Raw genomic sequence first — 25,903 nt, forward strand, 5'->3', positions numbered from 1 at the left:
CAAGCGGGTGCTGCGCGCGCAACGGACATTCTTCGGATGTCGCGCCTAGCCATCCAAACGACACAAAGCGTGCGCCTCTGGAAGGGGTTGCGGGGCGACTTTTCCACCGCGCTGCCGGAAGCCGGTGAAGGTTTTTTGTGTCAACATGGAAGTTGTACTTGACCGCTTGATTTCTCGGTGGCTGATCCGAATTTCTAGCAAGATCAAATGGTTAACAAAACCGCCCAAAAATTGGGCAATGATGTGTGACTGGCGGATGACGGCCATTTCCGTGGTGTCCGCGGCGTTCGATCCACAGAGTTTTCCACAGCTTCGGTGGAAAAGCCCGAGGCGACCCACCGAGGCATCAGCATTGCATTTCACGCATGGCACCACGCGCCGATGACCGAGCCTGAAACCCCCGCCGCGGCACCGCAGCTGACCGGCCTCGCGATCATCGAGCGTGCGCTGGAGACGCTGCCGCTCGCACCTGGCGTCTATCGGATGCTCGATGCCAAGGGGGATGCGCTGTATGTCGGCAAGGCACGCAGCCTGAAGCGGCGGGTGTACGCCTACACCCAGGTGCCTCGCCTGCCGGAACGCCTGCGTCGCATGGTCTTTGAGACCCGCAGCCTGGAGGTGGTGACCACGGGCAGCGAGGCCGAGGCGCTGCTGCTCGAAGCCAACCTCATCAAGAAGTTGCGGCCGCGCTACAACATCGTGCTGCGGGACGACAAATCCTATCCGTGGCTGGTGATGACGGAGGACCACCCCTGGCCGCAGATTGCCAAGCATCGCGGCGAACGGCGCAAGGGCGCCAGCTACTGGGGTCCCTTCGCCAGCGCCTGGGCGGTGAACCAGACCCTGACGGCGCTGCAGAAGGTGTTCCTGCTGCGGACCTGCCGTGACACGGTGTTCGACAGCCGCACCCGCCCCTGCCTGCTGCACCAGATCAAGCGCTGCTCCGCCCCCTGCGTCGAGCGCATCTCGCGCGAGGATTACGCGGCGCTGGTGCGGGAGGCGAAGGACTTTCTGGGCGGCGGCATCCCCTCGCTCCAGCGCAAGATGGCGGCGGAGATGGAGGAGGCAGCCGAGAAGCTGGAATTCGAGCGCGCCGCCAGCCTGCGCGATCGCATTCGCGGCCTGACCCATGTGCAGGGCAGCGATCGCATCAACCTGGATGGTGTGAACGACGCCGATGTGGTCGCCCTGCACCAGATGGCCGGGCAGTCCTGCGTGCAGGTCTTCTTCTTTCGCGGCGGCCGCAACAACGGCAACCGGCCCTTCTTCCTGTCCCATGCCAAGGCGGAGCAATCGGCGGAGGAGGTGCTCGGCGCCTTCCTCGCTCAGCTTTATGATGACCTGCCGCCCCCACCCCTGGTCCTGGTCAGCCACGACCCGCAGGACGCGCCCCTGCTGGCGGAAGCGCTGAGCCTGCGCGCCGGCCGCAAGGTGGAAATCCACCGCCCGCAGCGCGGCGCGAAAAGCGCCGCCATGGACCACGCCGCCACCAATGCGCGAGAGGCGATCGAGCGCCGCATGGCCGAAGGCGCTGCCCAGGCCGACCTGCTGGCCGGCGTCGCCCGCATCTTCGACCTGGCCGCGTCGCCGGAGCGCGTGGAGGTCTATGACAACAGCCACATCATGGGCACCAACGCCTATGGCGTGATGGTCGCCGCCGGCCCCTCCGGCTTCCTGAAATCCGCCTATCGGAAATACGGCATCAAGGGCCCCGCGCCGACGATGACGCCCGCCCCCGCACCGCGGGGCGGTGACGATTTCGCGATGATGCGGGAGGTGTTCGAGCGCCGCTTCGGCCGCGCCCTGAAGGAGGATCCAGGCCGCGAAGGCGAAAGCTGGCCCGACCTCGTGCTGATCGATGGCGGCCAGGGCCAGCTTACTGCGGCACGGGAAATCCTGGCCGAGCTTGGCGTGGACGACATTCCCCTGGTCGCCATGGCCAAGGGACCGGACCGCGATGCAGGCCGCGAATGGTTCCACCAGGCTGGCCGGGACCCGATCCAACTGCCGCCGCGTGACCCGGTGCTGTACTACCTTCAGCGTCTGCGGGACGAGGCGCACCGCTTCGCCATCTCCACCCACCGCACCGGCCGATCCAAGGCGCTGGTGCGGTCGGAGCTGGATGATGTGCCGGGCGTTGGCGCAGCTTTAAAGCGCAAGCTGCTGAACCATTTCGGCTCTGCCCGCGGGGTGCGCAACGCGGCGCTGACGGATCTGGAAAATGCGCCCGGAATCGGCCCGGCCGTCGCCCGGCGCATCCATGGCCATTTCCACCCGGGCGCCGGGCCGGGTAGAGTGTCGGAAGGCTGAGTGAAGATGAACGCCGGATGAATCAGTGCCGACCGACCTCCCCAATCTTCTGACGCTGTCGCGCATCGCGGCGATCCCGGTGCTCGTGCTGTTCGCCACGCTGCGTGAGCCGTGGACGGACCTGGTTGCCTGCGCCATCTTCTCGGCCGCGGCCATCACCGATTATTTCGACGGCAAGCTGGCACGGTCCCGCCAGCAGATCAGCGATTTCGGGCGGATGCTGGACCCGATCGCGGATAAACTGCTGGTCGGCGCCGCGCTGATGCTGCTGGCCGGCAATGGCCAGCTCAGCACCTTCGGCCTGTTCCCGGCCATCATCATCCTGCTGCGGGAAATCCTGGTCTCCGGCCTGCGCGAGTACCTGGCCGGGCTGAAGATCGGCCTGCCGGTGACCAACCTCGCGAAGTGGAAGACCGGCTTCCAGATGGGTGCGCTCGGCGCGCTGCTGGCCGGCGACAGCGGCGCCGCGGTGATCTGGCTGTCCTGGCTGCCGGTGTCCCTGATCGGGGAGGTAATGCTGCTGGTCGCGGCGGTACTCACTCTGGTAACTGGATGGGACTATCTCCAGGCCGGGCTGCGCCATGTCGGCCGCGCCTCGGCGCCCCCGGCGCCGACGCCGCCGGCACAGCCTTCGCTACACTCTTGAGGCATTTCCCTCTGCGGCGCATCTTCCGCCCGAACCTCGCGATCACGGGAGCCGACATGGCCGCCGAACCTACCTGCCCTTCCCTGAACCGTGGCCTGCGCGGCGCACCACTGGCAGCGCTGCTGTTGCTGGCTGGCTGCTCCACCGGCGAGGTGGGCAGCACCGTCTCTTCCACCATGGACCGCATCTGGTCGCCCTTCATGGGCCCGACCCATGTGGTGGCCTCCGACAGCCTGACCGTCCAGCGCGTGCGCGGTGCCAACCCGACCGTGGAGCCGCTTGTGCCCGAGGCCGGTGATGTCTGGCCGGTGCAGGAGGCAGAGCGGACCACCATGATGGGCGGGCCGGATGAGGCGATGCGCAACATCCCGGTCTATCGGCCCTCGTTGATCCAGGGTGCGCCGGCCGCTGCCTCCCCGGTGCCCACGCCAGGTGACCGGCCGATCCGGCGCGGGTCTTCGACCCCGCCGGGCAATCTGGGCGCGCCGCCCGATTTCGCCCGATCCCCGGCCTCCCCCGCCCCGGCTGGCGCCAGCAGCCCGCCTGCCACCCGCCGCCTCACCAGCCCCAGCCCCGTGCCGGGCCAGCCCGGCCCGCAGGGTGGTGGAGCGGTGATCCGCGATGGCAATGTCGAGACCTGGATCGGCCCCGATGGCCGCACCAGCACGCGCGTGGTGCCGAACTGAGGGAGGCAACCGCCCCTTGAAGATCCTGTATTTCGCCTGGGTGCGGCAGAAGGTCGGGCTGGCGGAGGAGGATGTGGCACCGCCAGCCTCGGTCACCGATGTGGCCGGCCTTGTCGGCTGGCTCGCCGGCCGCAGCCCCGGCCACGCGGCGGCCTTCGCCGATCCGCGCCAGGTTCGCGCGGCGGTGAACCAGGACTTTGCTACTGCCGACCAGGCGGTGGCGGTGGGCGATGAGGTTGCCTTCTTCCCGCCCGTGACGGGGGGCTGAAATGCTCACGGTTCGGGTTCAGGAAACGCCCTTCGATCTTGGCGCGGAATCGGCTGCGCTGACCGACGGGCGGGATGATATCGGCGGGCTGGCCAGCTTCGTCGGGCTTTGTCGGGCGGATGACGGGCTGGCGGCGCTGGTGCTGGAACACTACCCGGGCATGACCGAGCGTGCCCTGCAGAAGATCGCCGAGGAGGCCTGGGCGCGCTGGCCGCTGACCGGCTGCACCGTGATCCATCGCGTCGGGCGCCTGGTGCCGGGGGCGCCGATCGTGCTGGTGCTCACCGCCTCCGCCCATCGCGCCGCGGCGCTGGAGGCCTGCGCCTTCCTGATCGACTGGCTGAAGACCTCCGCCCCCTTCTGGAAGCGGGAGGAGTTTGCCGGTGGCGACAGCCGCTGGGTCGAGGCCAAGGCCGCGGATGATGCCGCGGCCGCGCGCTGGGCGAAGCCGGCTTGATTTTGCGCCCGATGGCCATGGGGGCGGCGATTCTGGCCGGCGGGTTGCTGCTGGTCTGGCCGGCCTTCCTGAACGGCTACCCGCTGCTGTTCAGCGATACCGGCGCCTTCCTGCACCAGACGACTGGCCCCCTGGTGATCTGGGACAAGCCGCATGTCTACGGCCCGCTGATGCACCTGTTCCATTGGCGGTTGAGCCTGTGGGGGCCGCTGCTGGCGCAGGGGTTATGCGTGTCCCACCTGCTGTGGCTGGCGCAACGGGCATTGCGGGGGCGGGCCGCGCCGGGGTGGCACCTGGCCATCTGCCTCGGCACCGCGCTGCTGACCACGGCGCCCTTCACCATCGCGCTGCTGATGCCGGATGTCTTCGCGCCCATCGTGCTGCTGGCGCTGCTGCTGCTGGGCTTTGCGCGGGCGGCGCTGTCGCGTGCGGAGTGCCTGTGGCTGGGGCTGCTGGCGGCCATCGGCATCGCCACCCACCTGTCCCATGTGCCGCTCGCGCTGGCCATGGTGGTGTTCGTGGCGCTGGTGGCGCGGCGGCTTTGGCCGCTGCTGCGGGTGACGGCGCCGCTGGCCGCGGCGATCCTGCTGCTGCTCGGCACCAATCATTGGGGCCATGGCCGCGCCGTGCTGTCGCCGCATGGCGCCACCTTCGCGCTCGCCCGCCTGCAGGCCGATGGCCCGGCCGCCGCCGTCATCCGAGACCGTTGCCCGGATTCGGGCTGGTACCTGTGCGCCTTCACCGACCGGTTGCCGATGGATAGCGACGCCTTCCTCTGGGAGGCGGACAGTCCGGTGAACCGCGCGCCGGACGGCACACCCCGCTTCCTCGGCGGCGCGCTGCTCTCGGCCGAGGCCAGCGTGATCGTGTCGGAGACGCTGCGGACCCATACGCTGGAGGTCGCCCAGACCACCGCGCTGAACGCGCTGCGCCAGATGGTGCTGGCCACGGTGGGCGATACGCTGGTGGAAACCCATTTGGCCGCCGCCGTCCGGCCGCGCATCGCGGAGGGGTTTCCCGCCCGCGAACTGGCCGCCTATGACGCCGCCCTGCAACCGCGCGGCCTGCTACCCGCGGCGGCCGCGCCCTTCCTGATCGCGCATGTCCCGGTGCTGCTGGCCGGCGCGGTGCTGGCACTGTTCGCCTGGTGGCGCAGCCTGGGCGACCGGCAGCGCATCGGGCTGGTGGTGGGTGTGCTGGTCGGTGTCTGCGCCAATGCGCTGGCCACCGGCGGCCTGTCCAAGCCGCATTTGCGCTATGAGGCGCGAATTCTCTGGCTGATGCCGCTGATCGCCGGTCTGGCGCTGGCCCCCCGATCACGTCCCGCGGAGACCGCCGAAGGGCGCGTGGCCCTGGGGTGACCGCGGCTGTCCCGGCGCCGAAACTGCCGGCGATGTCGCATGCCCCCCGCTTCCTCGCGCTGCTGGCCGTACTGGCCGGGGCGCCCTTCTTGGTCTGGCCAGCCTGGCTGAATGGCTATCCGCTGGTCTTCATCGATACCGTTTCCTACCTGCTGCACACCACGGTGCCGGAGGTGCCCTGGGACAAGACGCAGGCCTATGGCCCCTTTCTGCACCTGTTCCATTGGCAGCGATCGCTGTGGGCGCCGGTGCTGGTGCAGGGGCTGATCGCGTCGCACCTCATCTGGCTGTTGCAGGGCGCGGTGCGGGGGCGGCCACATCTTGGCTGGCATGTGCTGGCCTGCGCCGGGGTGGGGCTGCTGACCTCGGCGCCCTGGTTCCTGGCGACGCTGATGCCGGATGCGCTGACCGGGCTGCTGCCGATCTGCCTGTATCTGCTGGCCTTCGGGCGGGTGACTTTGGGCCAGACGCTGTGGGTGGGCAGCTTGGCGGTGCTGGCGGTGGCCGCCCACCTCTCGCATCTGCCGGTGGCGCTGGCGCTGCTGGCGCTGACGCTGGTGCTGACCTGGCGGCCTGGGCCGGTGCTGCGGGCGGGGCTGCCGGTGGCGCTGGCGGTGCTGCTGCTGTGCACGGCCAATGCCATCGCCTTCGGACGCTTCACGCCATCCCCGCACGGGTCCGCCTTCCTGCTGGCGCGGCTTCAGGCCGACGGGCCGGCGGCGGCACTGCTGCGGGATCGCTGCCCGGATGCCGGCTGGCATCTCTGCGCCTTCACCGACCGACTGCCGATCGACAGCGACGAATTCCTCTGGGACGAGACCAGCCCGCTGAACCGGGAGGCCGATGGCAGTCTGCGCCGCATGGGCGGGATGCGCGGCGCGGAGGAAGCGCGCGCCATCATCGCCGAGACGCTTGCCGCCTATCCCGCCGAGGTCGCCGCCGCGGCGCTGCGGAATGGGCTGGCGCAGCTCGGCAAGATGCAGGTGGGCGATACGCTGGTGCCGGACCACCTGGCGGCCTCCGCCCGCCGCGCCATCGAGGGTCATTTCCCGGCGGAGGAATTGGCGCAGTTCGATACCGGGGCGCAGATGCGCGGCATGCTGCCGGGACTGGCCGCGCCCTGGCTGCTGCCCCATCTGCCGGTTTTGCTGGCCAGCCTCGGCGGCGCGCTGTGGCTCGGCTGGCGCGCGGCGCGGGCGCGGGACTGGCCGCGCGCGGCGCTGCTGGTCTTCGCGCTCGGCGCGCTGGCGGCGAATGCGGCGGCGGCTGGCGCCCTGTCCAAGCCGCATGACCGCTACCAGGCGCGCATCGTCTGGCTGCTGCCGCTGGCGGTAGGACTGGCCGCGATGCCGCGCGGGCGGCCGCTTCAGTAGAAGAAGCGTTCCTCCACCACCTTGCCGTCGCGCACGGTGTAGAGGCCGATTTCCGCCATCTGCACGCGCTGGCCGGTTTCCTTCGTCGTCACATCCATCTCGAAGCGCAGCGCGAACTGGTCGCCATGCACGAAGGGGCCTTCGGTGGTGGTGGAGTGGATTTCATGGTTGGCGTACCACCATTCCCCCTTGCCCTTCACCGCCGCCCGGCCGCGCACCTCGGACATCGGGCCGTCCATCGCCTCCAGGCTCACCACATCCTCCGCCCAGTAGCGTTCGCCGGCTTCGTCGTGCTTGTCGGCCTTGCAGAGCGCGGCAAAGCCTTCGGCAACTTCCCGGACGGTCATCTGCGTATTCCCTTTTTGTTCCCTTCGTGCAGGCTAATTCGGCGCGCAGCCGCCAGCCAATGACATTTTCGTTTCACCCGGCGCACGCGCTGATGAGCCGGGTGATGTCGGCCCAGTTGATGCTGCATTCCGGCATCGGGTGGCCCAGCCTCTCCCGAGTCACCACCGGGCCGAGCACGCCGCCGAAGCGCTTGGCCAGCCGCGGCAGGTCTTCCTGCCCGGCGGGCACCGCCAGCGTCGCGGCGCGCGCGCCCTCATTCCGCAGGCGCTGCGCGATGAGGCCGAGCAGGGACCGGCCGATGCCGCGGCCGCGCATCTTCTCCCGCACCTCCAGATGGTCGATCTGCGCCGTCGTCCCTTGCAGGCTGGCGCTGACGAAACCCTCCAGCTGATGGCCCGTCATCGCCACCAGCACCTGCCCCGGCCGCTTGCGGCCGCGCAGCAGCGCCTGCCAATGCGCCACCATCGCCTCCTCCAACGGGTCCTCGATGAAATCCTCGTCGAAGACTGTCGCGTGGGAGACGCGCCAGAGATCGGCATGAAGCTGGCTGATCCGCGCCACATCGCCCACGCGCGCCGTTCGAAGTTCCAGCGGCATCAGGCGGCCTGCTTCCAAAAAGTGGAGCCGAAAAGGGGCAGGCCTGGCATGTCGCTCGATTCTCCCGTTGGCCACACAATGAGCGCCGCACTTGAATGATACGGGTTGCTACTCGTGGCCGCGCCCGTGCCCTATATCGAGGCTGGGCGCGCAGCGCGATGACCCAGGGGAACGCAAAACGTCCATGCCGCCGGAACCTGACAGCCCCATCTCCGCCAAGCCCCGCCCCGGCGCGGTGCGGGAGGATGACCGCGCGACCTCCGCCGCCGGCCGCAACCTGCTGTTCCTGCGGGAGGAGGAGCTGCGCCTGGCGCAGGATCTGCTGTTCTTCGGCTATCGCGACTTCACCGCCGGCGCGGACGCCATCCTGGCCGGGCTGGATATGGGCCGGGCGCATCATCGCGTGCTGCATTTCGTCGGAAGGCGGCCGGGCATCACGGTGGGCGATCTGCTCGGCATCCTCGGCATCACCAAGCAGTCGCTCGGCCGCGTGCTGACGCCGCTGGTGGAGGATGGCTTCGTGACCCAAAGCCCCGGCCGCAGCGACCGCCGGCAACGCCTGCTGAGCCTGACGGAAAAGGGCGCCGCGCTGGAACGCAGCCTGTTCGAGCGGCAGCGGGACACGGTCATGCGCGCCTATCGCGAGGCCGGACCGCAGGCGGTGGAAGGCTTCCGCCGTGTCATGCGCGGGCTGATGGGGCCGGAGGCGCGCCAGGCGCTGGAACGGCTGGAAGCCGGACCCTCGGAGCCCAGCCGATGAGCGCCGCCGCCGATGCGCCGCATCTGCTGGTGGTGGACGATGATTCCCGCCTGCGCGCCCTGCTCCAGCGCTTCCTGACCGAGCAGGGTTTTCGGATCACCGCCGCGGCGGATGCGGCCGCCGCCCGCCATGCGCTGACCTCCGTCAGCTTCGACCTGATGGTGCTGGATGTGATGATGCCGGGCGAAAGCGGCCTGGAACTGACGGAAAGCCTGCGGCGGGAGGGTCAGGACGTGCCGATCCTGATGCTGACCGCCCGCGGCGCGCCGGATGACCGCGTCATCGGCTTTGAGCACGGCGTGGACGATTATCTGGCGAAGCCCTTCGACCCGCGCGAATTGGCGCTGCGCATCCGCACCATCCTGCGCCGCGCCGCCCCGCCACCCGTCGCGGATCTGTCCGGCGGCCCGGTGCAGCTCGGCTCTCGCTGGTTCGACCCGCAGCGAGCCGAACTGCGCGGGCCGGAGGGGGTGGTGCGGCTGACCGGCGGCGAACAATCTCTGCTGATCGCCCTGGCCGCCCGCCCGAATGAGGTGCTGAGCCGGGAGGAGATTGCCGAGGCGCTCGGCACGCCCGAGGCCGGCGAGCGCGCCATCGACGTGCAGGTGACCCGGCTGCGTCGCAAGATCGAGCCGGACCCGCGGGAGCCGCGCTTCATCCAGACCGTGCGCCACCGCGGCTACATCCTGCGGCCGGGCGCATGAGCGGGGCGCCGGACCTGCGCGCGGCGGTCCCGGCGCGGCCGGTGCGCGCCGTCAGCCAGGGGCTGCGCGGGCTGTTGCCGCGCGGGCTGCTCGGGCGGTCGCTGCTGATCATCCTGCTGCCGCTGCTGATCCTGCAGGGGGTCGCGCTGCAATTGTTCTACGGCAACCACCTGGACGTCATCTCCCGCCGCCTCGCCGGGGGCGTGGCGGGCGAGATCGGGATGGTGATCGAGATCATGCAGCGCATGCCGGACCCCGCCGATCGCGCCTGGCTGTTCCGCGATGCGGCCTGGCGGCTGGATCTCGCCTTGGCCTTCGAGGCCGGCGCCAACCTCGGCACCGCGCCGGACCGCGCCGCCTTCCTGCCACTGCTACCGCTGGAAGGGGACCTCGCGCATGCCATGGCGGAACGGGTGCGCCGGCCCTTCGATGCCGATTGGCAATCCGACCGCCGTAGCGTGATCATCCGTATCCAGCTTCCGGACGGCGTGCTGCATGTGGAAGCCCCGCGCAAGCGGCTGTTCACCGGCACGCTGTACCTGTTCTTCATCTGGCTGGTCGGCTCATCCCTGCTGCTGTTCGGCGTGGCGGCGCTGTTCATGAAGAACCAGGTCCGCGCCATCCGCCGGTTGGCCGCAGCGGCGGAAGCCTTCGGCCTGGGCCGGGACATCGGGCAGATGAAGCCGGAGGGTGCGGCCGAGGTGCGCCAGGCCGCCAGCGCCTTCAACCGCATGCAGGACCGCATCCGCCGCTTCGTCGCCCAGCGCACGGATATGCTGGCCGGCATCAGCCACGATCTGCGCACCCCGCTGACCCGCATGCGCCTGGCCCTCGCCATGCTGCCGCACCCGAAGGAGGCGGAGGAGGATGTGGCGGCGCTGACGGAGGATGTGGAGGAGATGGAGCGGATGGTTGCCGCCTACCTCGCCTTCGCCCGCGGAGAGGCGCAGGAACAGACCCAGCAGACGGACCTTTCCGCGATCGTCCGCGATGTGGCGCAGAAGGCGCGGCGGGACGGCGCGCTGGTGACGGTGGAGGCGCCGGATACCTTGGAGTTGCCGCTGCGGCCGGACGCGCTGCGGCGCTGCCTGGCCAATCTGCTGGATAATGCCCGCAAGCACGCCCGGCGCATCACCGTGCAGGTCACGGAAATTCCGCGCGGCGAGACCGGCGCCTGGGCGCAGGTGACGGTGGATGATGACGGGCCGGGCATTCCCGAAGCGCAGCGGGAGGAAGCTTTCCGGCCCTTCGCCACGCTGTCGGCGGGCGGCACCGGCCTCGGCCTCGCCATCGCCCGGGACATCGCCCGGTCGCATGGCGGCGACATCGTGCTGGAGAACAGCCCGCTCGGCGGGTTGCGCGCGCGGGTCAGGCTGCCGCGGTAGCGGGTGGGGCGTAGCCCCCTCACCCAACCCTCTCACCCCGAGCGGGGGGAGAGGGCTATTGAATGGTCAGGCCTTCTGCTGGGCGACCAGGGTCTTTACCTCGTCCATGGCTTCCGTGAAGCGCTTGTTCAGCACGCCCAGCGCCTCGGAGTTGGAGTTCTGGATGAGGTCCGCGACCTCCTTCATGTTGCCGACGGCGCGCTCATAGGCCGACTTCAGCAGCTCGGCCTGCTTGGCGGCGCGCGCCTGCGGGCTTTCGGTGCCGGACATCATGCGGATCGCGTCCGTCATTTCCGCCATCGAGGCCTGGAGAATTTCCATGTGGCGCCGCGCCACGGCCTGCGCGCCTTCCAGCGCCACGCGGTTGGCGTTCGACAACGCCTCGAGGTTACGGCGCTGGGCTTCCGCCAGCCCGCCCATATCCGGCATCGCCGGCATGCGGAACTCGGACAGCATCCGCATCATCTCGTCGGGCTTCATGCCAAAGCGGTCGGACATAGCGAAAGGCTCCTTGAACGCGGGGGAAAGCAATGCGGCACGCTATAGCGGAGCACCGAAATCCATAGAAGCCGAAGAATGATGCAGTGCACAAAATCCTGCGTCGGATACGGGACCGCGTCCCGCAGTGTGGAACCCGGTTCAGTCCACCGCAATCTGCGGGGTCAGGTCGCCTGGCTCCAACCGCAGGCTGCGCGCTGTCTGCTCGGCACGGTCCAGCGCCCGGTCGAGCGCCGCCATGGTGGTGCCCATATCCACCGAATCGTCCTTCTCCCAGGCGCGCAGCGTCATCAGCCACACGCCGACCAGGCCGGCGGCCCGCAGGCCGCCCTGCAAGCCGCTGGAATCGAGCTCCGCCGCGTCCAGCATGCGGCCCATGCTGCGTTGCAGGATGGGGGCCAGCGCCCCGGCCAGCACGCCGTCCCGCCGCATATCGGACATCAGCCGAAGCATGCCGGCCCGGTGCGGCTGCAGCGCATCCACGCCGCGCATCAGCACATCGAACACCCGGTCCCGCGGCGTGCCGCCCTGGCCAGGCACGGTGCCCTCCGCCACCTGGGCGGCCACCCAGTCGGCATGCAGCCGCAGCAGGTCGAGGCGTGAGGGGAAGCGCCTCACAAGCTCCCCGGCCGGCACGCCGGACAGGGCGGCGAGGCGGCCGGGCGTGACACCCCGCCAGCCGTGATCCGCGATCACGGTGAACAGGGCGTCGATCAGCTTGGTGTCGGAGGTGTCCATGTCCTGATGTTGGGGGCGGAACCGCGCCGCGCCAATGGGAAAAGCGTGAGGTTCAGCCCGCCAGTTCCCGCGACCTCGCGGTGGCGGCCGCAATGGCGCGGGAGATGGCATTGGGCCAGGCTTCCTGCGCCATCAGCACGGCGAGTGCCCGTTCCGTGGTGCCCTTCGGGCTGGTGACGTTCTTGCGAAGCTGCGCCGCATCCTCCGTGCTCCAGGCCAGCAGGCTGCCGGAGCCGGCGACGGTGGCGCGCGCCATGCGCCGGGCGAGGTCGGGCGGGATGCCCTGCTCCACCGCCGCGGCTTCCAGCAGTTCCGCCAGCAGGAAGACATAGGCAGGGCCGCCGCCGGAGACGGCGGTGACCGGGTCCAGCAGCGCCTCCTCCGTTACCCAATCGACCTCCCCGGTCGCGGCCAGCAGCGTATCCGCGAGGTCGCGCTGGGCGGCGGAAACGCCCGGGCCGGCGCAGGCCACGGTGAAGCCCTGGCGCACCGCGGCGGGGGTGTTCGGCATGGCGCGCACCACCGCGGCGGACTCGCCCAGCAGCCCCTGCATGAAACCCACCGTCTTGCCGGCCATGATGGAGACGAACACGGCGCTGCCGCCGAAGCGGGCATAGGCCGGCAGCGTCGCCGGCGCCTCCTGCGGCTTGGTCGCCAGGATGACGGCGGCGGGGGCGAAGCCGGCGGGGATCTCGGCCGGGTTGCGCAGCAGGGTGGCGCCGGGGATGGGGCCGGGCGCGAAGGGGTCCACCACGAACGTCTGGCCGAGGCCGCGTTCGCGCCAGCCAGCCAGCATGGCGCCACCCATCTTGCCGCAGCCGATGAGCAGTAAAGGGGGAAGAATGTCGGTCATGCGGGCAGCCTTGCCGGCGCCCGCACGCTTGGCAAGTGCGGGACTAGGCCTCGCCCACGCAATCCAGCATGGCCGCCTGCAGCGCCTCCCCCGGAGGCTTGCCGCCCCAGAGGACGAACTGGAAGGCGGGGAAGAAGCGCTCACATTCGGTGATGGCGATATCCACCATGTCCTCCAGGCTCTCGGCCGAGGCGCCCGGGGCGCCGCGCAGCAGGACCGCGTGGCGGAACACCGGCACGCCATCATCGCTGTCCAGGCCGAAATGGCCGATCCACAGCTTCTCATTGGCCAGGGCCAGCAGCTCGAACAGCTTCTCCCGCTTTCCGGCCGGCACCTTCAGGTCGAAGGTGCAGGAGAAGTGCATGGCGCTGATCTCATGCGACCAGGAAAAGTACAGGCCGTAGTCACACCATTTGCCCGGTGCCTCCGCCGCCATCTCGCTGTCCGAGCGGCGGTCGAACACCCATTCATTGGCTGTCACGATCTGTTCCAGCACATCGAGGGGGTTCGCGGACCGGTCGCGTTCCTCGTATCCGACATAAGCGGACATCGCGGCACCTCCTTCGCCCATTCGGGAACTACCCCCTTCAGTTGGGGGCGTCCGCCCGAATCGCCACAAGGGCTAGACTACGCAGGTGCAAAACGCGGCGGCAAGCACCGGTTCCGTGACCAGTCTCAACGGACTGGCGCACGGGACGGAGATGGTGCGGCAGATTCAGCCCGCATCCGCATCGAGGCCGGGCTCGGCCGAGGGCTTCACGGGGTCGTTGGCGTGCTTGGCCTCCAAGGCGGCGACGCGCAGTTCCAGGGCCTCCGCCTGTTCCCGCGCGCGGCGGGCGACTTCGAGGGCGGCGTCGAGATCCTCGCGGCGCACCAGGTCCAGGCGCTGCACCATGGCTTCGACTTGCGCGCGACCCATGGCCTCGGCCTCGGCGCGAGCGCCGGCGAGGACGGAGAAGGCGCCGCCGGCCATGCCGGCCAGGTCGTCGAACAGGCCGCGCTTCGGGCCGCTGCTGCCGCCCATGCCACCACCCATGCCGCTGGATCCGCTGCCGCCGGGTCCGGTTTCGCTGGTCATCACGACCTCCTGCCAAAATGCTGCGTGCCTTGTCCGGCCGCGTTTCCGCGGCCTATACCCCGCCCGCGGCGAGATAGGGGCCGCGACGCGAAGGGACAACCGCCGATGTATGTCGTGACCGGCGGCGCCGGTTTCATCGGGTCCAACCTGGTCGCCGCACTCTGTGACCGGGGCGAGGAGGTCCTGGTGGTGGACCGGCTGCGGGATGGCGTGAAATGGCGCAACCTGGCGCATCACGGCATCGCCGGTATCCTGGACCCGGACCAGTTTCCGGCATTCTGGGCGAGCCAGCCGAAGGTCTCGGCGGTGCTGCATATGGGCGCCATCAGCGCGACCACGGCGACCGATGGCGACCTTGTGGCCGCCACCAACCTGACGCTGCCGCTGGCACTGTGGGCGGAATGCGCGGCGCGGGGCATCCCGTTCATCTACGCCTCCTCCGCCGCCACCTATGGCGATGGCGCGCTGGGCTTTGCCGATGATGAAAGCCCCGCGGCGCTGGCGGCGCTGCGGCCGCTGAACCTGTATGGCTGGTCGAAGCTCGCCTTCGATCGCCGGGTGGCCGGGATGCTGGCGCGCGGATACCCCGCCCCGCCGCAATGGGCCGGGCTGCGCTTCTTCAACGTTTATGGCCCGAACGAGTCCCACAAGAGCCGCATGGCCAGCGTGGTGTTCCACAAATTCCATGAGGTGCAGCGCGGCGAACCTGCCCGCCTGTTCCGGTCAGACCGCCCCGATTACGCCGATGGCGCCCAGATGCGCGACTTCGTGCATGTCGATGACTGCGTGGCGGCCATTCTCTGGCTGCTGGACCATCCGAAGGTCAGCGGGCTGTTCAACATCGGTTCCGGCCAGGCGCGCAGCTTTGTCGATCTGGTGCGGGCGATGTTCGCCGGCCTCGGCCAGAATGACCGCATCGAATTTATCGACATGCCGCCGGATCTACTCGGAAAATACCAGTATTTTACGGAGGCCCCGATGGCGAAGCTGCGCGCGGCCGGATTCGACCGGGCGCCCACGACGCTGGAAGATGGCGTCGGCCGCTATGTGCGGGATTTCCTGCTGAACCCTGACCCGTACCGGTGACCTGATGTTCGTGATCGCATTCCCCGTCATCGACCCGGTTCTGATCGAGATCGGCCCCTTCGCGCTGCGCTGGTACGCGCTGGCCTATATCGCCGGCATCGTGCTCGGCTGGATGCTGGCGCGGCGGCTGGTGGCGCTGGCCCCGGTGGCCGCCAGCCGCGAGCAGCTGGATGACTTCATCACCTGGGCAACACTCGGCATCATTCTCGGCGGGCGACTCGGCTATGTGCTGTTCTACCGCCCCGGCTACTACGTCTCCGTGCCGTGGGAGGCGCTGTATGTCTGGCAGGGCGGCATGGCCTTCCATGGCGGCATGCTCGGCGTGATCGTGGCCGCCCTGTGGTTCTGCCGGCGCCAGGGCCTGTCCGCGCTGCGCTTCGGGGACCGGGTCGCGCCCGCCGTGCCGATCGGCCTCGGCCTCGGGCGGCTGGCCAATTTCATCAATGGCGAGCTGTGGGGCCGCGTTTCCGACGCGCCCTGGGCCATGGTCTTCCCGACCGGCGGGCCGGAGCCGCGACACCCGAGCCAGCTCTACCAGGCGGCGATGGAAGGCGTGCTGCTGTTCGTCCTGCTCAACATCCTGGTCCGCATCCCCGCCCTGCGGGAGAGGGAGGGCTTCGTCACCGGCGCCTTCCTGGCGGGCTATGGCGCCGCACGGCTGGTGGGCGAGGTGTTCCGGCAGCCGGACGCGCATCTGGGCTTCCTGTTCGCCGGCGCGACCATGGGGCAGTTGCTGTCCGTGCCGATGATACTGGTGGGCCTGATGCTGATGGTGCGCGCGCGCCGCCCCGCTTGATGACGGAGCGCCTGGACCACTTCATGGCCCGCGCCGTCGCCGCCTATTACGCCCGGCCGGCCTCGCCCTTCGGCCGGGCGGGGGATTTCACCACGGCGCCCGAAATATCCCAGGCTTTTGGGGAGGTGCTGGGCGGTTGGGCGGCGGTGACCTGGGACATGATGGGCCGGCCCGACCCCGTGCTGCTGGTGGAGGCCGGGCCTGGCCGCGGCACGCTGATGGCCGATGCGCTGCGCATGGTGGGTGAGGTGGCTGCCCCCTTCCGGGCGGCGCTACGGCTGCATTTGGTCGAGACCTCCCCGGCGTTGCGCGACCAGCAGCGCCGGATGCTGGGCGATGCGGTGACCGCCTGGCACGACGACCTGGCCAGCCTGCCCGCTGGCCCCATGCTGCTGCTGGGCAATGAATTTCTGGACGCGCTGCCGATCCGCCAGTTCATCCGACGGGACGGCGCCTGGCTGGAGCGCCACGTCGCCGAGGGGCAGTTCGTCGAACGGCCAGCCGACACGCCACCAACCACCGAGGCGCCGGAGGGTGCGGTGCAGGAGGTGGGCGAAGCCGCACAGGCCGTGGTCGCGGGCCTGGCCCGGCGTCTGGCCACCCAGGGCGGCGCGGCGCTGTTCCTCGACTACGGTCCGGCCGAGTCCGGTTTCGGCGAGAGCCTCCAGGCGGTGCGCGGCCAGGCCACCGGGCTGGACCCGCTGGCCGAACCCGGCACGGCTGACCTCACCGCCCATGTCGATTTCGCCGCTCTCGCCCGCGCCGCGCAGGCCGCAGGCGCCGCCACCCAGGGGCCGCTGCCGCAGGGGCTGTTCCTGCAACGCCTCGGCCTGATGACCCGCGCCGCCATGCTCGCCCGCTCCCGCCCGCGCCTCGCCGGCGAGATCCTTTCGGGCGCGGAGCGGCTGGTGGCGGCGGAGGGGATGGGCCGGCTGTTCAAGGCGCTGGCCGTCTGCGACCCTGCCTTGCCCACCCTGCCAGGATTCGAACCCGCATGACCCCCGGCTTCCTGACCCCCGGCTTGTTGACCGGCGGCCTGGCCGTGCCGCATGGCTTCTTCACCCGGCAGGGCGGCGTCTCCACTGGCCCCTATGCCGCGTTGAATTGTTCGCTCTCCGGCCAGGATGATCCGGAGGCGGTGCGCCGCAACCGCGCCGCCTGCGCCGGGGTGCTGGGGGCCGAGGCGGTGCTCGGGCTGGTGCAGGTGCATGGCGTAGCGGTGGCCGATGCCCGCACCCCCTGGACCGACGCCACCCGCCCCACCGCCGATGCGCTGGTGACCAACCGCCCCGGCCAGGCGATCGGCGTGCTGACCGCCGATTGCGCACCGGTGCTGTTCGCCGATCTCCGCGAGGGGGTGGTGGGCGCGGCCCATGCCGGCTGGCGCGGCGCCGTGGCCGGGGTGCTGGAGGCCACGATCATGGCCATGGAGGGTCTCGGCGCGGCGCGGGAAAACATTGCCGCCGTGGTCGGCCCCTGCATCGGCCAGGCGAGCTATGAGGTCGGCCCCGATCTGCGGGACGAGGTGCTGGCGCAGAACGGCACCGATACGCGCTTCTTCGCCCCCGGCCAGCGGGAGGATCGCTGGCAGTTCGACCTGGCCGGCTATTGCACCGCCCGCCTCGCTGCCACCGGCATCGGCCGCGCCGATGCGCTGTGGCAGGACACGCTGGCGCTGGAGGATCGGTTTTTCAGCCATCGGCGCCGGACGCTGGCTGGTGGCGGTCCGCTCGGGCACCAACTTTCCGCCATTGCTATCCCCACTCGCTAGCCCGGTATGAGCCGATGCCCTACGTCGTGATGTTCATGGTCCTGATGGTGATTACCCTGCTGGCTTCCTGTGTCCTTATCTAGCCGCCGCCTCCTGCTGCTGGCGCCATTGGCGCTGGCCGCCTGTACCGGCCTGCCGCAACCCTTTCGCGGGCGGCCTGGCGCCGTCGCCCGCCGGCTGCGCCTGCCGCCCGGCTACCGCGTGGCGGTGCCGAATTCCACGCAGATTCTGCTGACCGATGCCGAGGCCGCCACCCTGTCCCGCGCCCTGGCCGCGGCGCTGGTGGCGAATGAGGTTCCGGCCGTGGCCGGCCCCGGCCTGCCGCTGGACTGGCAATTGGTAGTGGCGGCGGAGCGGGAGGCTGGCCGGGTCATCCCACGCTACGCGCTGCGCGATGCGGATGGCCAGGCACTCGGCATGCTCGTGGGCCAGCCCGTTCCGGCGCGCGAATGGGCGGAGGGCGGCACCGCCTTGCTGGAGCGCATCGCCGGCGAGGCCGCGACCCCGCTGGCCAATCTGGTCGGCCGCATCGATGCCCAGCGCCGCACGGGGGATGAGCGCGCGGTGGGCAGCGGGCCGCCGGTGCTGAGGCTGCTGCCGGTGCGCGGCGCGCCGGGCGATGGCAATGCCAGCCTGACCGCGCGCATGCGCGACAGCCTGGCCGGCCTCGGCTTTCGGGTGCAGGCGGAATCGCACGACGCACAATTTGCGGTGCAGGGGGAGGTCACGGTGGCGGCCTCGGGCCGCGGCCAGCAGCGGGTGGAGATCGTCTGGATCGTCTCCCGCCGCGATGGCGAGGATCTGGGGCGGGTGCTGCAACTGAACGAGGTGCCGGCCGGCACGCTGAACGGCCTGTGGGGCGATGTGGCCGTCGTGGTGGCCGAGGAAGCCGCAGGCGGGGTGCGGGACGTCGTGTTCAATGCCGGTGGCTTTCCGGGTGCCGCCAATGCGGCGGCTTCCCAGTCCGGGGCTCCAACGGGCGCCCCTGCTGCGCCGCCGCCGGCTCGCTGACGGGTGGCGGCCATGCGCGCCCGTCATCCAGGCGCGATGGACACCATACCGTCACGTTGCTACCAAGCCGCCCGTCCGCCGTGGCGCTTATTTCCACGGTCTCGCCCGTCTTTTTCGTAACTCCTTCCCCCGGGGTTCGCGCGCGCCATGAAGATTATCGCCTGCAACAGCAACCGCCCCCTGGCCGAGGCGGTCGCCGCGGCGCTCGGCATCGCATTGACCCAGGCCTCCGTCCGCCGCTTCGCCGACATGGAGATCTTCTGCGAGATCCATGAAAATGTCCGCGGCCAGGACGTGTTCGTGGTGCAGTCCACGAGCTACCCGGCCAATGACAACCTGATGGAATTGCTGATCATGCTGGACGCGCTGCGGCGCGCCAGCGCGCGGCGCATCACGGCGGTCATCCCCTATTTCGGCTATGCCCGGCAGGACCGGAAATCCGGCAGCCGCACGCCAATTTCGGCGAAGCTGGTGGCGAATTTGATCGTCGAGGCCGGCGCGCATCGCGTGCTGACGATGGATCTCCATGCCGGGCAGATCCAGGGCTTCTTCGACGTGCCGGTGGACAATCTGTTCGCCGCCCCGCTGTTCGCCCGCGACATCCAGGAACGCTTCGCCGGCCGCGACCTGATGGTCGTCTCCCCCGATGTCGGCGGCGTGGTCCGCGCGCGGGCCATCGCGGCGCGCATCCACACCGACCTCGCCATCATCGACAAGCGCCGCCCCCGCGCCGGCGTCTCCGAGGTGATGAACGTGATCGGCGAGGTGGAAGGCCGCGACTGCATCCTGGTGGATGACATCGTCGATTCGGGCGGCACGCTGGTGAATGCGGCGGAGGCGCTGCTGAAGAACGGCGCGAAATCCGCCAGCGTCTACGTAACGCATGGTGTCTTCTCGGGCGGCGCGGTGGCGCGCGTCGGCGCCGCGCAGATCGAGCATATGGTGGTCACGGACAGCATCCTGGCGACCGAGGCCGTGCGGGTTTCCCGCAACATCAAGCAGTTGACCATCGCGCAGCTGCTGGCGGAAGCGATGAAGCGGATCAGCGAGGAATCCTCGGTCAGTTCGCTGTTCAACTGAAACACTTGCTTGCGAAAGGCCGGAATTTCAGCAGGTTCCGGTCTATTTGCGGCCATGTTTGCGGCGCTGACTGGGCTTCCTGAACCCAAGAAAGACCCAGCATGGAACGCCGCAGATTTCTCCTCGCCGGCCTGGCTGGCGCCATCGCCGCGGCAACCCTCGGCAGTGCCGAGGCCGCCGCCCGCGCCATCCGCCCGCCCAACCCCGCCCCGCTGCCGGAGGCCGCACCCGCCGTGGCCGAACAGGCCGAGGTCGAGGCGCTGATGCAGGAGGTCCAGTGGGGACCGCCGCCGGGTCGCCCCCGGGGCAATCAGCGCCGTCGTCGCCAACGCTGCTGGATCGAGCGCCGCCGCGTTGCCTTCCGCGACCGGTCCGGCCGGATTCGCCACCGTTGGGTTGAAAGGCGCGTTTGCCGCTGAGGCGCGCCCCAATCATGCCGGCCGAGCGGCCGAACGGCCGCCGCCGCTCATGCGGCGAAGCCAAGCCCCCGGAGGGGGCGCCCGGCATCTGAGGGCGCTGGCATTATGCCATCCCACCGCGCGCGGCGACCGGCCACAGGCATTCCACCCGGCCGCGGCGCACGCCGACATACCAGTCGTAGCGGTCCACGGTGGGGTCGCAGTGGCCCGGTACCAGCCGCACCGTCTGGCCGAGGCGTGGCAAGGCCGACGGGTCCTCGGCCTTCAGGTTGCCGTGCTCATCGGAGGCGCCGGTGTAGCTGACGCCCGGAAAGCCGTGCACCAGCGGCAGGCCGCTATCGATCGCCACCGCCTTGTGGCCGGCATCGACCACGGCAAAGCCCGGGCGCGGGGCGGACATCACCTGCGCCAGCACGAACAGGGATTGCCGGAAGGGCGGCGGGTCCTCGTTGCGGCCGTAATCGGCATCCATGAAGGCGTAGGACCCGGCCTGGATCTCGTTCCAGACGCCGCTGGCGACCTCGTTGCGGAAGGTGCCGGTGCCGGCGCCGCCGATGATGGCGCATTCCAGGCCGCGCTGGCGCAGCTGCTCCACCGTGCGGCGCGTGCCCTCCGCCGCGCCGGCGATGGCCTTGGCGCGGGCCTCCGGCGTGCGGTGGTGCTGGGCGCTGCCGTGGTAGGATTGCAGCCCGCCGAAGATCAGGTGGCGGCTGGCGGCAATGCGCTCGGCGAGCGCCACCGCTTCCGGCCCCGGCGTCACGCCGCAGCGGCCGGCGCCGCAATCGATCTCGACGAGCACCGTCATGCGCAGGCCGGCCGCTTCGGCGGCGGATTCGATGGCGGCGATGCCCTGTTCGTGGTCGGCGCAAACGGCGACCTTGGCGATGGAGGATAGCGCGGCCAGGCGCGCCAGCTTGCGCGGCGCGATCACCTCGTTGCTCACCAATATGTCCGGCACGCCGCCCCAGGCCAGTGCCTCGGCCTCCGCCACCTTCTGCACGCATTGGCCGATGGCGCCGCGCCGCATCTGGGCCAGGGCGATCACCGGGGATTTGTGCGTCTTGGCATGCGCCCGCAGCTTCGTCGCGGTGGGCGCCAGGATCGCCGCCATGGTGTCCAGGTTGTGCTCGAAGGCATCGAGGTCCAGCAGCAGCGCCGGGGTCTCGACATCCTCCTCGCGCATGCCGGGTTCGGCGGGCGGTGCTTGCAGCATCTTTTTCAGTTCCCTCAGTCGGACAAGGCGGCCGTGAGCGCGGCCATGATGGGGTCAAGTTGCGAAAGGTCGTTGTAGCCGTGGAAGCTGATGCGGATGCGGCCGCGGCCATTCCAGGCGAGCACGCCGCGCGCCGCCATGCCCTCCACCACCTGTGCGGCGCGGTCATGCGCGATGCAGACACTGGCGCCGTGCTGGCGGGGATCGGGCGGGGTGATGCTGGCGATGCCCGCGGAATCGAGCCGCGCCAGCAGCGCCACGGTCAGCGCCTGCACATGCACCTGCACGGCGCCGCGTGCGAAGCGCTCATGGTGATCCATCGCGGCATGCAGCGCGTAGCACGGCGCGTGCGCCGGATTGCCGCGGGTGAAGCGGCCGGCATCGGGGCGCAGCGCCAGTTTTTCCGAGTAGTCGGGGCGAGGTCCCGTCACGATGGAATACCACCCCGCCGTTGCCGGCGCCCAGCCTGGCTGGCGTGCCTGGTTCCAGAAGGCGATGGCGGTGCCGGTCAGGCCCAGCATCCATTTGTAGCAGGCGGAGAAGGCGAAATCGGCGATCTCCGCCTCGATCGGCATCCAGCCGCTGCCCTGGGTGAAATCCACCACCAGCATCGCGCCCACGCCATCCGCCGCCGCCCGCAGCGCCGGCAGGTCGTGCCTGCGCGCATCGAGGTAGGACACGGCGGAGACCGCCAGCATCCGCGTCCGCGCATCCGCCGCGGACGCCACCGCAGCGGGGTCCGCCATCGTCACGAAGCGCAGTTCCACGCCCTTCACCGACAGCGGGGCGACGACGGAGGCGTATTCGTTGCGGTCGATCAGCACATTGTCGCCGGGGCGCCAATCCAGGCTTTCGACCAGCATCGACATCCCCTCCGCCACCGAGGACACCAGGCCGATGCCGTCCGTGCGCACGGACCAGAAGGCGGCGAGCCGGGCGCGTAGCCGCTCCACCTCCGCATCCAGCTTCGCCCGCCCGGCGGGGCCGCTGGATTTGTCCAGCGCATGGCGGGACAGCGCCATGGCTTGCGCATGCAGCACGGGCGTTTCGCCGGCGGCACAGACATGCACCAGGCCGGGCGGAATCAGGAAATCAGCAGGATTGAACAGGGACATCACGGACCGAGGGTTGCGCTTCGCCGTCAGCTTGGCACGCTGTCGGCCAAGGAGACAGCCAACCCATGGATTTTGCCCTGACGCCGGCGCAGGAGGCGCTGCGCCATGCCGTCGCACGCCTCTGCAGCCGCTTCGACGATGCCTATTGGCTGCAGGCTGACCGCGCGCACCGCTTCCCGCAGGAATTCCATGCCGCGATGGCCGCGGATGGCTGGCTCGGCATCTGCATGCCGGAGCGTGTCGGCGGCGCCGGCCTCGGCGTGACGGAGGCCGCCATCATGATGCAGACGGTGGCCGAATCCGGTGCGGCCATGTCCGGCGCCTCGGCCATCCACATGAACATCTTCGGGCCGATGCCGGTTGTCGTGCATGGCACGGAAGCGCAGCAGGACCGCATGCTGCCGCCGCTGATATCGGGCGCCGAAAAGGCCTGCTTCGCGGTGACGGAGCCGAACACCGGCCTCGACACCACGCAGCTCAAGACCTTCGCCGCGCGCAGCAAAACCGGCTATGTGCTGAAGGGGCAGAAGGTCTGGATCAGCACGGCGCAGGTGGCGGACCGCATGCTGATCCTGGCCCGCACCACGCCGCTCGATCAGGTGAAGAAGCGCAGCGAGGGCCTGTCGCTGTTCTACACACGGCTGGATCGCAGCAAGGTGCAGGTGCGCGAAATCCCGAAGATGGGCCGCCACGCCGTCGATTCGAACGAGCTGTTCATCGACGGGCTGGAAGTGCCGGAGGAGGACCGCATCGGTGAGGAAGGGCGCGGCTTCGACTACATCCTGCACGGGCTGAACCCCGAGCGCATCCTGGTCGCCGCCGAGGCCATCGGCATCGGCCACGCCGCCATCGCGCGCGCGTCCGCCTATGCCAAGGACCGCGTCGTGTTCGGCCGCCCGATCGGACAGAACCAGGCGATCCAGCATCCGCTCGCCGCCTGCTGGATGCAGTTGGAGGCGGCGCGACTGATGGTGATGCAGGCCGCCTGGCTCTACGATCAGGGCCGGCCCTGCGGCGCGGAGGCGAATGCGGCCAAGTATCTGGCGGGCGAGGCCGGGTTCAACGCCTGCCAGCAGGCGGTGATGACGCTCGGCGGCTTTGGCTATGCGCAGGAATACCACCTGGAAAGACTGTTGCGCGAAAGCCTGATCCCGCGCATCGCGCCAGTCAGCCCGCAACTGGTGCTTTGCTACATCGCCGAGCGCGTGCTCGGGCTGCCCCGCAGCTACTGAAACGGACGCTACTGAAATGCTGGCCGAACTCGACGCCGCCGCAACACGCCACGAAACCCCCAGCGGCGAAGGGCGCATGGTCTGGCGGGTGTGGAATGCCGATGGCGGCTCACCGGTAATGCTGCTGCATGGCGGCAGCGGGTCCTGGCGGCATTGGGTGAAGCAGATCCCGTGGCTGGCCGCGCAGCGCATGGTGATCGCGCCCGACATCCCGGGCCTGGGCGAAAGCGACGACCCGCCGGAGCCGCAGGATCCGGCAACCATCGCCGGCGTGCTGGTGGAGGGGCTGAAGACGCTGGTGCCGGACACGGCGGCGATGGACCTGGTCGGCTTCTCCTTCGGCGCCATCACCTCCGGCCATGTCGCGCGGCTGCTGGCGCCCCGGCTGCGCAGCGTCACCATCTGCGGCGCCGGCGCGCTGGGCACGCCGCGCAGCCCGACCAATCTGGTGAAGGTGCGGGACAAGCAGGGCGGGGAGAAGGTGGCGGCGCACCGCCACAACCTGGCGAGCCTGATGTTCGCCGACCCGACGAAGATCGACGCGCTGGCGCTGGAGATCCAGGAGATCAATTCGCAGGCCGCGCGGCTGCGTAGCCGGCAATTCGCGCCCTCCGGCAATCTGAAGGACGCACTCGCCGCCGCCGTGGGCGTGCCGGTCAACGCCATCTGGGGGGAACGGGATGCGGTGGCCTGGCCCAACCTGCATCTGCGGATCGACGCGCTGAAGGACGCCCGGCCGGATGCGCGCGTGGCCGTGGTGCCGGGCGCCGGGCATTGGGTGGCCTATGAGGCGGCGGCGGAGACGGATGCGCTGCTGCGCGCATGGCTGGCACCTGACCGTTGAACGAACCAGAGACGCACAAATGCGTTATGATCCGAAAGGCCACTTTTGGCCCCTGGAGTCATCACCTTGAGTATCTTCAAATCGATCCTGACCAAGATTTTCGGCGACCGCGACGCCGTGGCTGGTACGCCCGCTCCTGCCAACACGCCTGCCGCCGCCACGATGGCCCAGGTGGATGTGGAGGTGGTGCTGATGCAGATGGCCTCAGCCTCCAAGCAGAAGCTGGATTGGCGGCGTTCCATCGTCGATCTGCTGAAGCTGCTCGGCCTCGACAGTTCCCAGGATGCGCGGCGGGAATTGGCGAAGGAACTGCGCTACCACGGCGACATGGCGGACCTGACGACGCTGAACCTCTGGCTGCATCGCCAGGTGATGACGAAGCTGGCGGAGAATGGCGGCCGCGTGCCGAATTCCCTGCGCGCCTGATGCAAGGGGCGGCAGGGTTCAGCCGCCCATGCGCTCCCGGTAGCGGGCGCCCCAACCCTCCCCCCGCACCCAGGCGAGGAAGCTTTCGGCGCTCGGCGGCTGCTTCGTCACGGCGCAGACGCTGCGCCACGCCAGGGCATGCATGCAGGAGGTGACCGGCGCCACGCCGACGAAGGGTTGCCCCAGTATCGGCCCCAGCGTCGGCATGCCGGTTCCGAGCATGGCCACGGCCTGAACCTGCCCGGCCGGCAGCGCCGCCAGCGCGGCGGCGGCCCCCTTCGCCGTCATGGCGTAGATCGGGTGGAAGCTGCCATCGGCCATGGCGCCGCGGGAGACCGCCGTCACCGCGAAGCCGCGCGCGGTCCAGTAGGTGATGGCCGCCTCGGTCAGGTCATCCGGATAGGGGGAGACCAGCCCGATACGCTCCGCCCCCACCGCATGGAACGCGTCCCGCACCGCCAGCGCCGCGGTGATGACGGGGATGCCCAGCGCATCCTGCATCCGCGCCACCAGCGCATCCTCCTCCGCCACGCCGGCATAGTAGCTGGCGCCGGTGCAGGCGAAGGCGATGGCATCGATCGGTGCATTGGCGAATTGCGAGGCCGCACCGGGCAGGTCCCGGAGGTAGTCCAGCAGGCGGGCGATGATGGTCGGCTTGGTGCTGGTCATCCGTGCATTCAGCATCGCCACGCTGGGCGGCCACAGCATGGCGAATTCCGGCTCCACCGTGGTGTTGGCCTGCGGCGTCAGCACGCCAACCAGCCCGCGCGGGGCGTATTCGACCGTCATTCTGGCACCTTGATCGCGTGTCCGCACAGACTGCCATGCAAGTCGCTTGTCCGTCAGGC

Annotated in this window: 31 protein-coding genes; 20 read left to right on the forward strand and 11 right to left on the reverse strand. The window is 69.9% G+C overall.

The features are described from left to right. Nucleotides 1-45: 45 nt before the first annotated feature. A complete protein-coding gene (locus tag ACFHNC_RS09960) occupies nucleotides 46-267 on the reverse strand; it encodes a hypothetical protein (protein WP_437169056.1) in 222 nt (73 codons plus the stop codon). Between the two features lie 114 nt (nucleotides 268-381). On the opposite strand from ACFHNC_RS09960, the gene uvrC reads away from it, so the two are divergent. The 7 genes from uvrC to ACFHNC_RS09995 are packed head-to-tail and all read left to right on the forward strand — an operon-like array spanning nucleotide 382 to nucleotide 7,101. Next, on the forward strand, nucleotides 382-2,310 hold the full coding sequence (gene uvrC / locus ACFHNC_RS09965; protein WP_437169057.1) for an excinuclease ABC subunit UvrC: 1,929 nt from the start codon (nucleotides 382-384) through the stop codon (nucleotides 2,308-2,310). Nucleotides 2,311-2,335: 25 nt separating this feature from the next. Further along, complete coding sequence (gene pgsA, locus ACFHNC_RS09970; RefSeq protein WP_437169058.1) at nucleotides 2,336-2,956, forward strand: CDP-diacylglycerol--glycerol-3-phosphate 3-phosphatidyltransferase; 621 nt, start codon at nucleotides 2,336-2,338, stop codon at nucleotides 2,954-2,956. A 56-nt stretch (nucleotides 2,957-3,012) separates the two neighbouring features. Then, nucleotides 3,013-3,642 (forward strand): hypothetical protein, encoded by a 630-nt coding sequence (locus ACFHNC_RS09975; protein WP_437169059.1) that lies wholly within the window; start codon nucleotides 3,013-3,015, stop codon nucleotides 3,640-3,642. Between the two features lie 16 nt (nucleotides 3,643-3,658). Then, nucleotides 3,659-3,910 (forward strand): molybdopterin converting factor subunit 1, encoded by a 252-nt coding sequence (gene moaD, locus ACFHNC_RS09980; RefSeq protein WP_437169060.1) that lies wholly within the window; start codon nucleotides 3,659-3,661, stop codon nucleotides 3,908-3,910. A 1-nt stretch (nucleotide 3,911) separates the two neighbouring features. Further along, complete coding sequence (locus tag ACFHNC_RS09985; protein ID WP_437169061.1) at nucleotides 3,912-4,367, forward strand: molybdenum cofactor biosynthesis protein MoaE; 456 nt, start codon at nucleotides 3,912-3,914, stop codon at nucleotides 4,365-4,367. Further along, on the forward strand, nucleotides 4,364-5,728 hold the full coding sequence (locus ACFHNC_RS09990; protein ID WP_437169062.1) for a hypothetical protein: 1,365 nt from the start codon (nucleotides 4,364-4,366) through the stop codon (nucleotides 5,726-5,728). The genes ACFHNC_RS09985 and ACFHNC_RS09990 overlap by 4 nt, the downstream gene beginning before the upstream one ends. A 32-nt stretch (nucleotides 5,729-5,760) precedes the next feature. After that, a complete protein-coding gene (locus tag ACFHNC_RS09995) occupies nucleotides 5,761-7,101 on the forward strand; it encodes a hypothetical protein (protein ID WP_437169063.1) in 1,341 nt (446 codons plus the stop codon). Here the strand turns inward: ACFHNC_RS09995 and ACFHNC_RS10000 are convergent. Continuing rightward, entirely contained in the window at nucleotides 7,095-7,448 is a 354-nt protein-coding gene (locus ACFHNC_RS10000) for a SnoaL-like domain-containing protein (protein WP_437169064.1), read from the reverse strand. The genes ACFHNC_RS09995 and ACFHNC_RS10000 overlap by 7 nt on opposite strands. Nucleotides 7,449-7,521: 73 nt before the next feature. After that, nucleotides 7,522-8,046: an N-acetyltransferase family protein gene (locus ACFHNC_RS10005; protein WP_437169065.1), complete on the reverse strand. Its 525-nt coding sequence runs from the start codon at nucleotides 8,044-8,046 to the stop codon at nucleotides 7,522-7,524. Between the two features lie 184 nt (nucleotides 8,047-8,230). On the opposite strand from ACFHNC_RS10005, the gene ACFHNC_RS10010 reads away from it, so the two are divergent. Genes ACFHNC_RS10010 through ACFHNC_RS10020 form a run of 3 tightly spaced genes read left to right on the forward strand, consistent with a single transcriptional unit; the run spans nucleotide 8,231 to nucleotide 10,895 of the window. After that, a complete protein-coding gene (locus ACFHNC_RS10010) occupies nucleotides 8,231-8,806 on the forward strand; it encodes a MarR family winged helix-turn-helix transcriptional regulator (protein WP_437169066.1) in 576 nt (191 codons plus the stop codon). Next, nucleotides 8,803-9,510, forward strand: a complete 708-nt coding sequence (locus ACFHNC_RS10015; protein WP_437169067.1) for a response regulator — start codon at nucleotides 8,803-8,805, stop codon at nucleotides 9,508-9,510. Before ACFHNC_RS10010 ends, ACFHNC_RS10015 begins: the two co-directional genes overlap by 4 nt. After that, nucleotides 9,507-10,895 carry an ATP-binding protein gene (locus ACFHNC_RS10020; protein WP_437169068.1) on the forward strand — a complete coding sequence of 463 codons (1,389 nt, stop codon included), beginning with the start codon at nucleotides 9,507-9,509 and terminating at the stop codon, nucleotides 10,893-10,895. The genes ACFHNC_RS10015 and ACFHNC_RS10020 overlap by 4 nt, the downstream gene beginning before the upstream one ends. Nucleotides 10,896-10,961: 66 nt before the next feature. On the opposite strand, the gene ACFHNC_RS10025 is transcribed toward ACFHNC_RS10020, so the two are convergent. From ACFHNC_RS10025 to ACFHNC_RS10045, 5 genes are all read right to left on the reverse strand, one after another. Continuing rightward, nucleotides 10,962-11,393, reverse strand: coding sequence for a phasin family protein (locus tag ACFHNC_RS10025; protein ID WP_437169069.1), 432 nt, complete (start codon nucleotides 11,391-11,393; stop codon nucleotides 10,962-10,964). A 141-nt stretch (nucleotides 11,394-11,534) separates the two neighbouring features. Then, on the reverse strand, nucleotides 11,535-12,131 hold the full coding sequence (locus tag ACFHNC_RS10030) for a TetR family transcriptional regulator (protein WP_437169070.1): 597 nt from the start codon (nucleotides 12,129-12,131) through the stop codon (nucleotides 11,535-11,537). Between the two features lie 52 nt (nucleotides 12,132-12,183). Next, a complete protein-coding gene (gene proC / locus ACFHNC_RS10035) occupies nucleotides 12,184-12,984 on the reverse strand; it encodes a pyrroline-5-carboxylate reductase (protein ID WP_437169071.1) in 801 nt (266 codons plus the stop codon). Between the two features lie 43 nt (nucleotides 12,985-13,027). Next, entirely contained in the window at nucleotides 13,028-13,534 is a 507-nt protein-coding gene (locus tag ACFHNC_RS10040; protein WP_304810504.1) for a YbjN domain-containing protein, read from the reverse strand. A 165-nt stretch (nucleotides 13,535-13,699) separates the two neighbouring features. Continuing rightward, nucleotides 13,700-14,062: an accessory factor UbiK family protein gene (locus ACFHNC_RS10045; RefSeq protein ID WP_437169072.1), complete on the reverse strand. Its 363-nt coding sequence runs from the start codon at nucleotides 14,060-14,062 to the stop codon at nucleotides 13,700-13,702. A 105-nt stretch (nucleotides 14,063-14,167) separates the two neighbouring features. On the opposite strand from ACFHNC_RS10045, the gene rfaD reads away from it, so the two are divergent. From rfaD to ACFHNC_RS10080, 7 genes are all read left to right on the forward strand, one after another. Beyond that, nucleotides 14,168-15,148: an ADP-glyceromanno-heptose 6-epimerase gene (rfaD, locus tag ACFHNC_RS10050; protein WP_437169073.1), complete on the forward strand. Its 981-nt coding sequence runs from the start codon at nucleotides 14,168-14,170 to the stop codon at nucleotides 15,146-15,148. Nucleotide 15,149: 1 nt separating this feature from the next. Continuing rightward, complete coding sequence (gene lgt / locus ACFHNC_RS10055; RefSeq protein ID WP_437169152.1) at nucleotides 15,150-15,944, forward strand: prolipoprotein diacylglyceryl transferase; 795 nt, start codon at nucleotides 15,150-15,152, stop codon at nucleotides 15,942-15,944. Next, entirely contained in the window at nucleotides 15,944-16,942 is a 999-nt protein-coding gene (locus tag ACFHNC_RS10060; RefSeq protein WP_437169074.1) for a class I SAM-dependent methyltransferase, read from the forward strand. Before lgt ends, ACFHNC_RS10060 begins: the two co-directional genes overlap by 1 nt. After that, on the forward strand, nucleotides 16,939-17,715 hold the full coding sequence (gene pgeF / locus ACFHNC_RS10065; RefSeq protein ID WP_437169075.1) for a peptidoglycan editing factor PgeF: 777 nt from the start codon (nucleotides 16,939-16,941) through the stop codon (nucleotides 17,713-17,715). Before ACFHNC_RS10060 ends, pgeF begins: the two co-directional genes overlap by 4 nt. A gap of 69 nt (nucleotides 17,716-17,784) precedes the next feature. Continuing rightward, complete coding sequence (locus tag ACFHNC_RS10070) at nucleotides 17,785-18,726, forward strand: hypothetical protein (protein ID WP_437169076.1); 942 nt, start codon at nucleotides 17,785-17,787, stop codon at nucleotides 18,724-18,726. Between the two features lie 147 nt (nucleotides 18,727-18,873). Further along, nucleotides 18,874-19,806: a ribose-phosphate pyrophosphokinase gene (locus ACFHNC_RS10075; protein WP_168027646.1), complete on the forward strand. Its 933-nt coding sequence runs from the start codon at nucleotides 18,874-18,876 to the stop codon at nucleotides 19,804-19,806. A gap of 101 nt (nucleotides 19,807-19,907) precedes the next feature. After that, nucleotides 19,908-20,225, forward strand: coding sequence for a hypothetical protein (locus ACFHNC_RS10080; RefSeq protein ID WP_437169077.1), 318 nt, complete (start codon nucleotides 19,908-19,910; stop codon nucleotides 20,223-20,225). Nucleotides 20,226-20,328: 103 nt separating this feature from the next. Here ACFHNC_RS10080 and ACFHNC_RS10085 read toward each other — a convergent pair whose 3' ends face one another. Together ACFHNC_RS10085 and ACFHNC_RS10090 are read right to left on the reverse strand one after the other, a co-directional pair. Continuing rightward, a complete protein-coding gene (locus ACFHNC_RS10085; RefSeq protein ID WP_437169078.1) occupies nucleotides 20,329-21,438 on the reverse strand; it encodes a DSD1 family PLP-dependent enzyme in 1,110 nt (369 codons plus the stop codon). A gap of 14 nt (nucleotides 21,439-21,452) precedes the next feature. Then, entirely contained in the window at nucleotides 21,453-22,553 is a 1,101-nt protein-coding gene (locus ACFHNC_RS10090; protein ID WP_437169153.1) for an aminotransferase class V-fold PLP-dependent enzyme, read from the reverse strand. Nucleotides 22,554-22,618: 65 nt separating this feature from the next. Here ACFHNC_RS10090 and ACFHNC_RS10095 point away from each other — a divergent pair, with 65 nt between their 5' ends. From ACFHNC_RS10095 to ACFHNC_RS10105, 3 genes are all read left to right on the forward strand, one after another. Further along, nucleotides 22,619-23,785 (forward strand): acyl-CoA dehydrogenase family protein, encoded by a 1,167-nt coding sequence (locus ACFHNC_RS10095; RefSeq protein ID WP_437169079.1) that lies wholly within the window; start codon nucleotides 22,619-22,621, stop codon nucleotides 23,783-23,785. Between the two features lie 16 nt (nucleotides 23,786-23,801). Further along, a complete protein-coding gene (locus tag ACFHNC_RS10100) occupies nucleotides 23,802-24,629 on the forward strand; it encodes an alpha/beta fold hydrolase (RefSeq protein ID WP_437169080.1) in 828 nt (275 codons plus the stop codon). Nucleotides 24,630-24,695: 66 nt separating this feature from the next. Further along, nucleotides 24,696-25,055: a DUF3597 domain-containing protein gene (locus ACFHNC_RS10105; RefSeq protein WP_437169081.1), complete on the forward strand. Its 360-nt coding sequence runs from the start codon at nucleotides 24,696-24,698 to the stop codon at nucleotides 25,053-25,055. Between the two features lie 18 nt (nucleotides 25,056-25,073). Here the strand turns inward: ACFHNC_RS10105 and ACFHNC_RS10110 are convergent, their stop codons facing one another. Beyond that, a complete protein-coding gene (locus tag ACFHNC_RS10110; RefSeq protein ID WP_437169082.1) occupies nucleotides 25,074-25,844 on the reverse strand; it encodes a maleate cis-trans isomerase family protein in 771 nt (256 codons plus the stop codon). Nucleotides 25,845-25,903 lie beyond the last annotated feature (59 nt).

This window comes from Falsiroseomonas sp. E2-1-a4 (assembly GCF_051433165.1).
In the GTDB taxonomy this organism is placed as follows: Bacteria; Pseudomonadota; Alphaproteobacteria; order Acetobacterales; family Acetobacteraceae; genus Falsiroseomonas.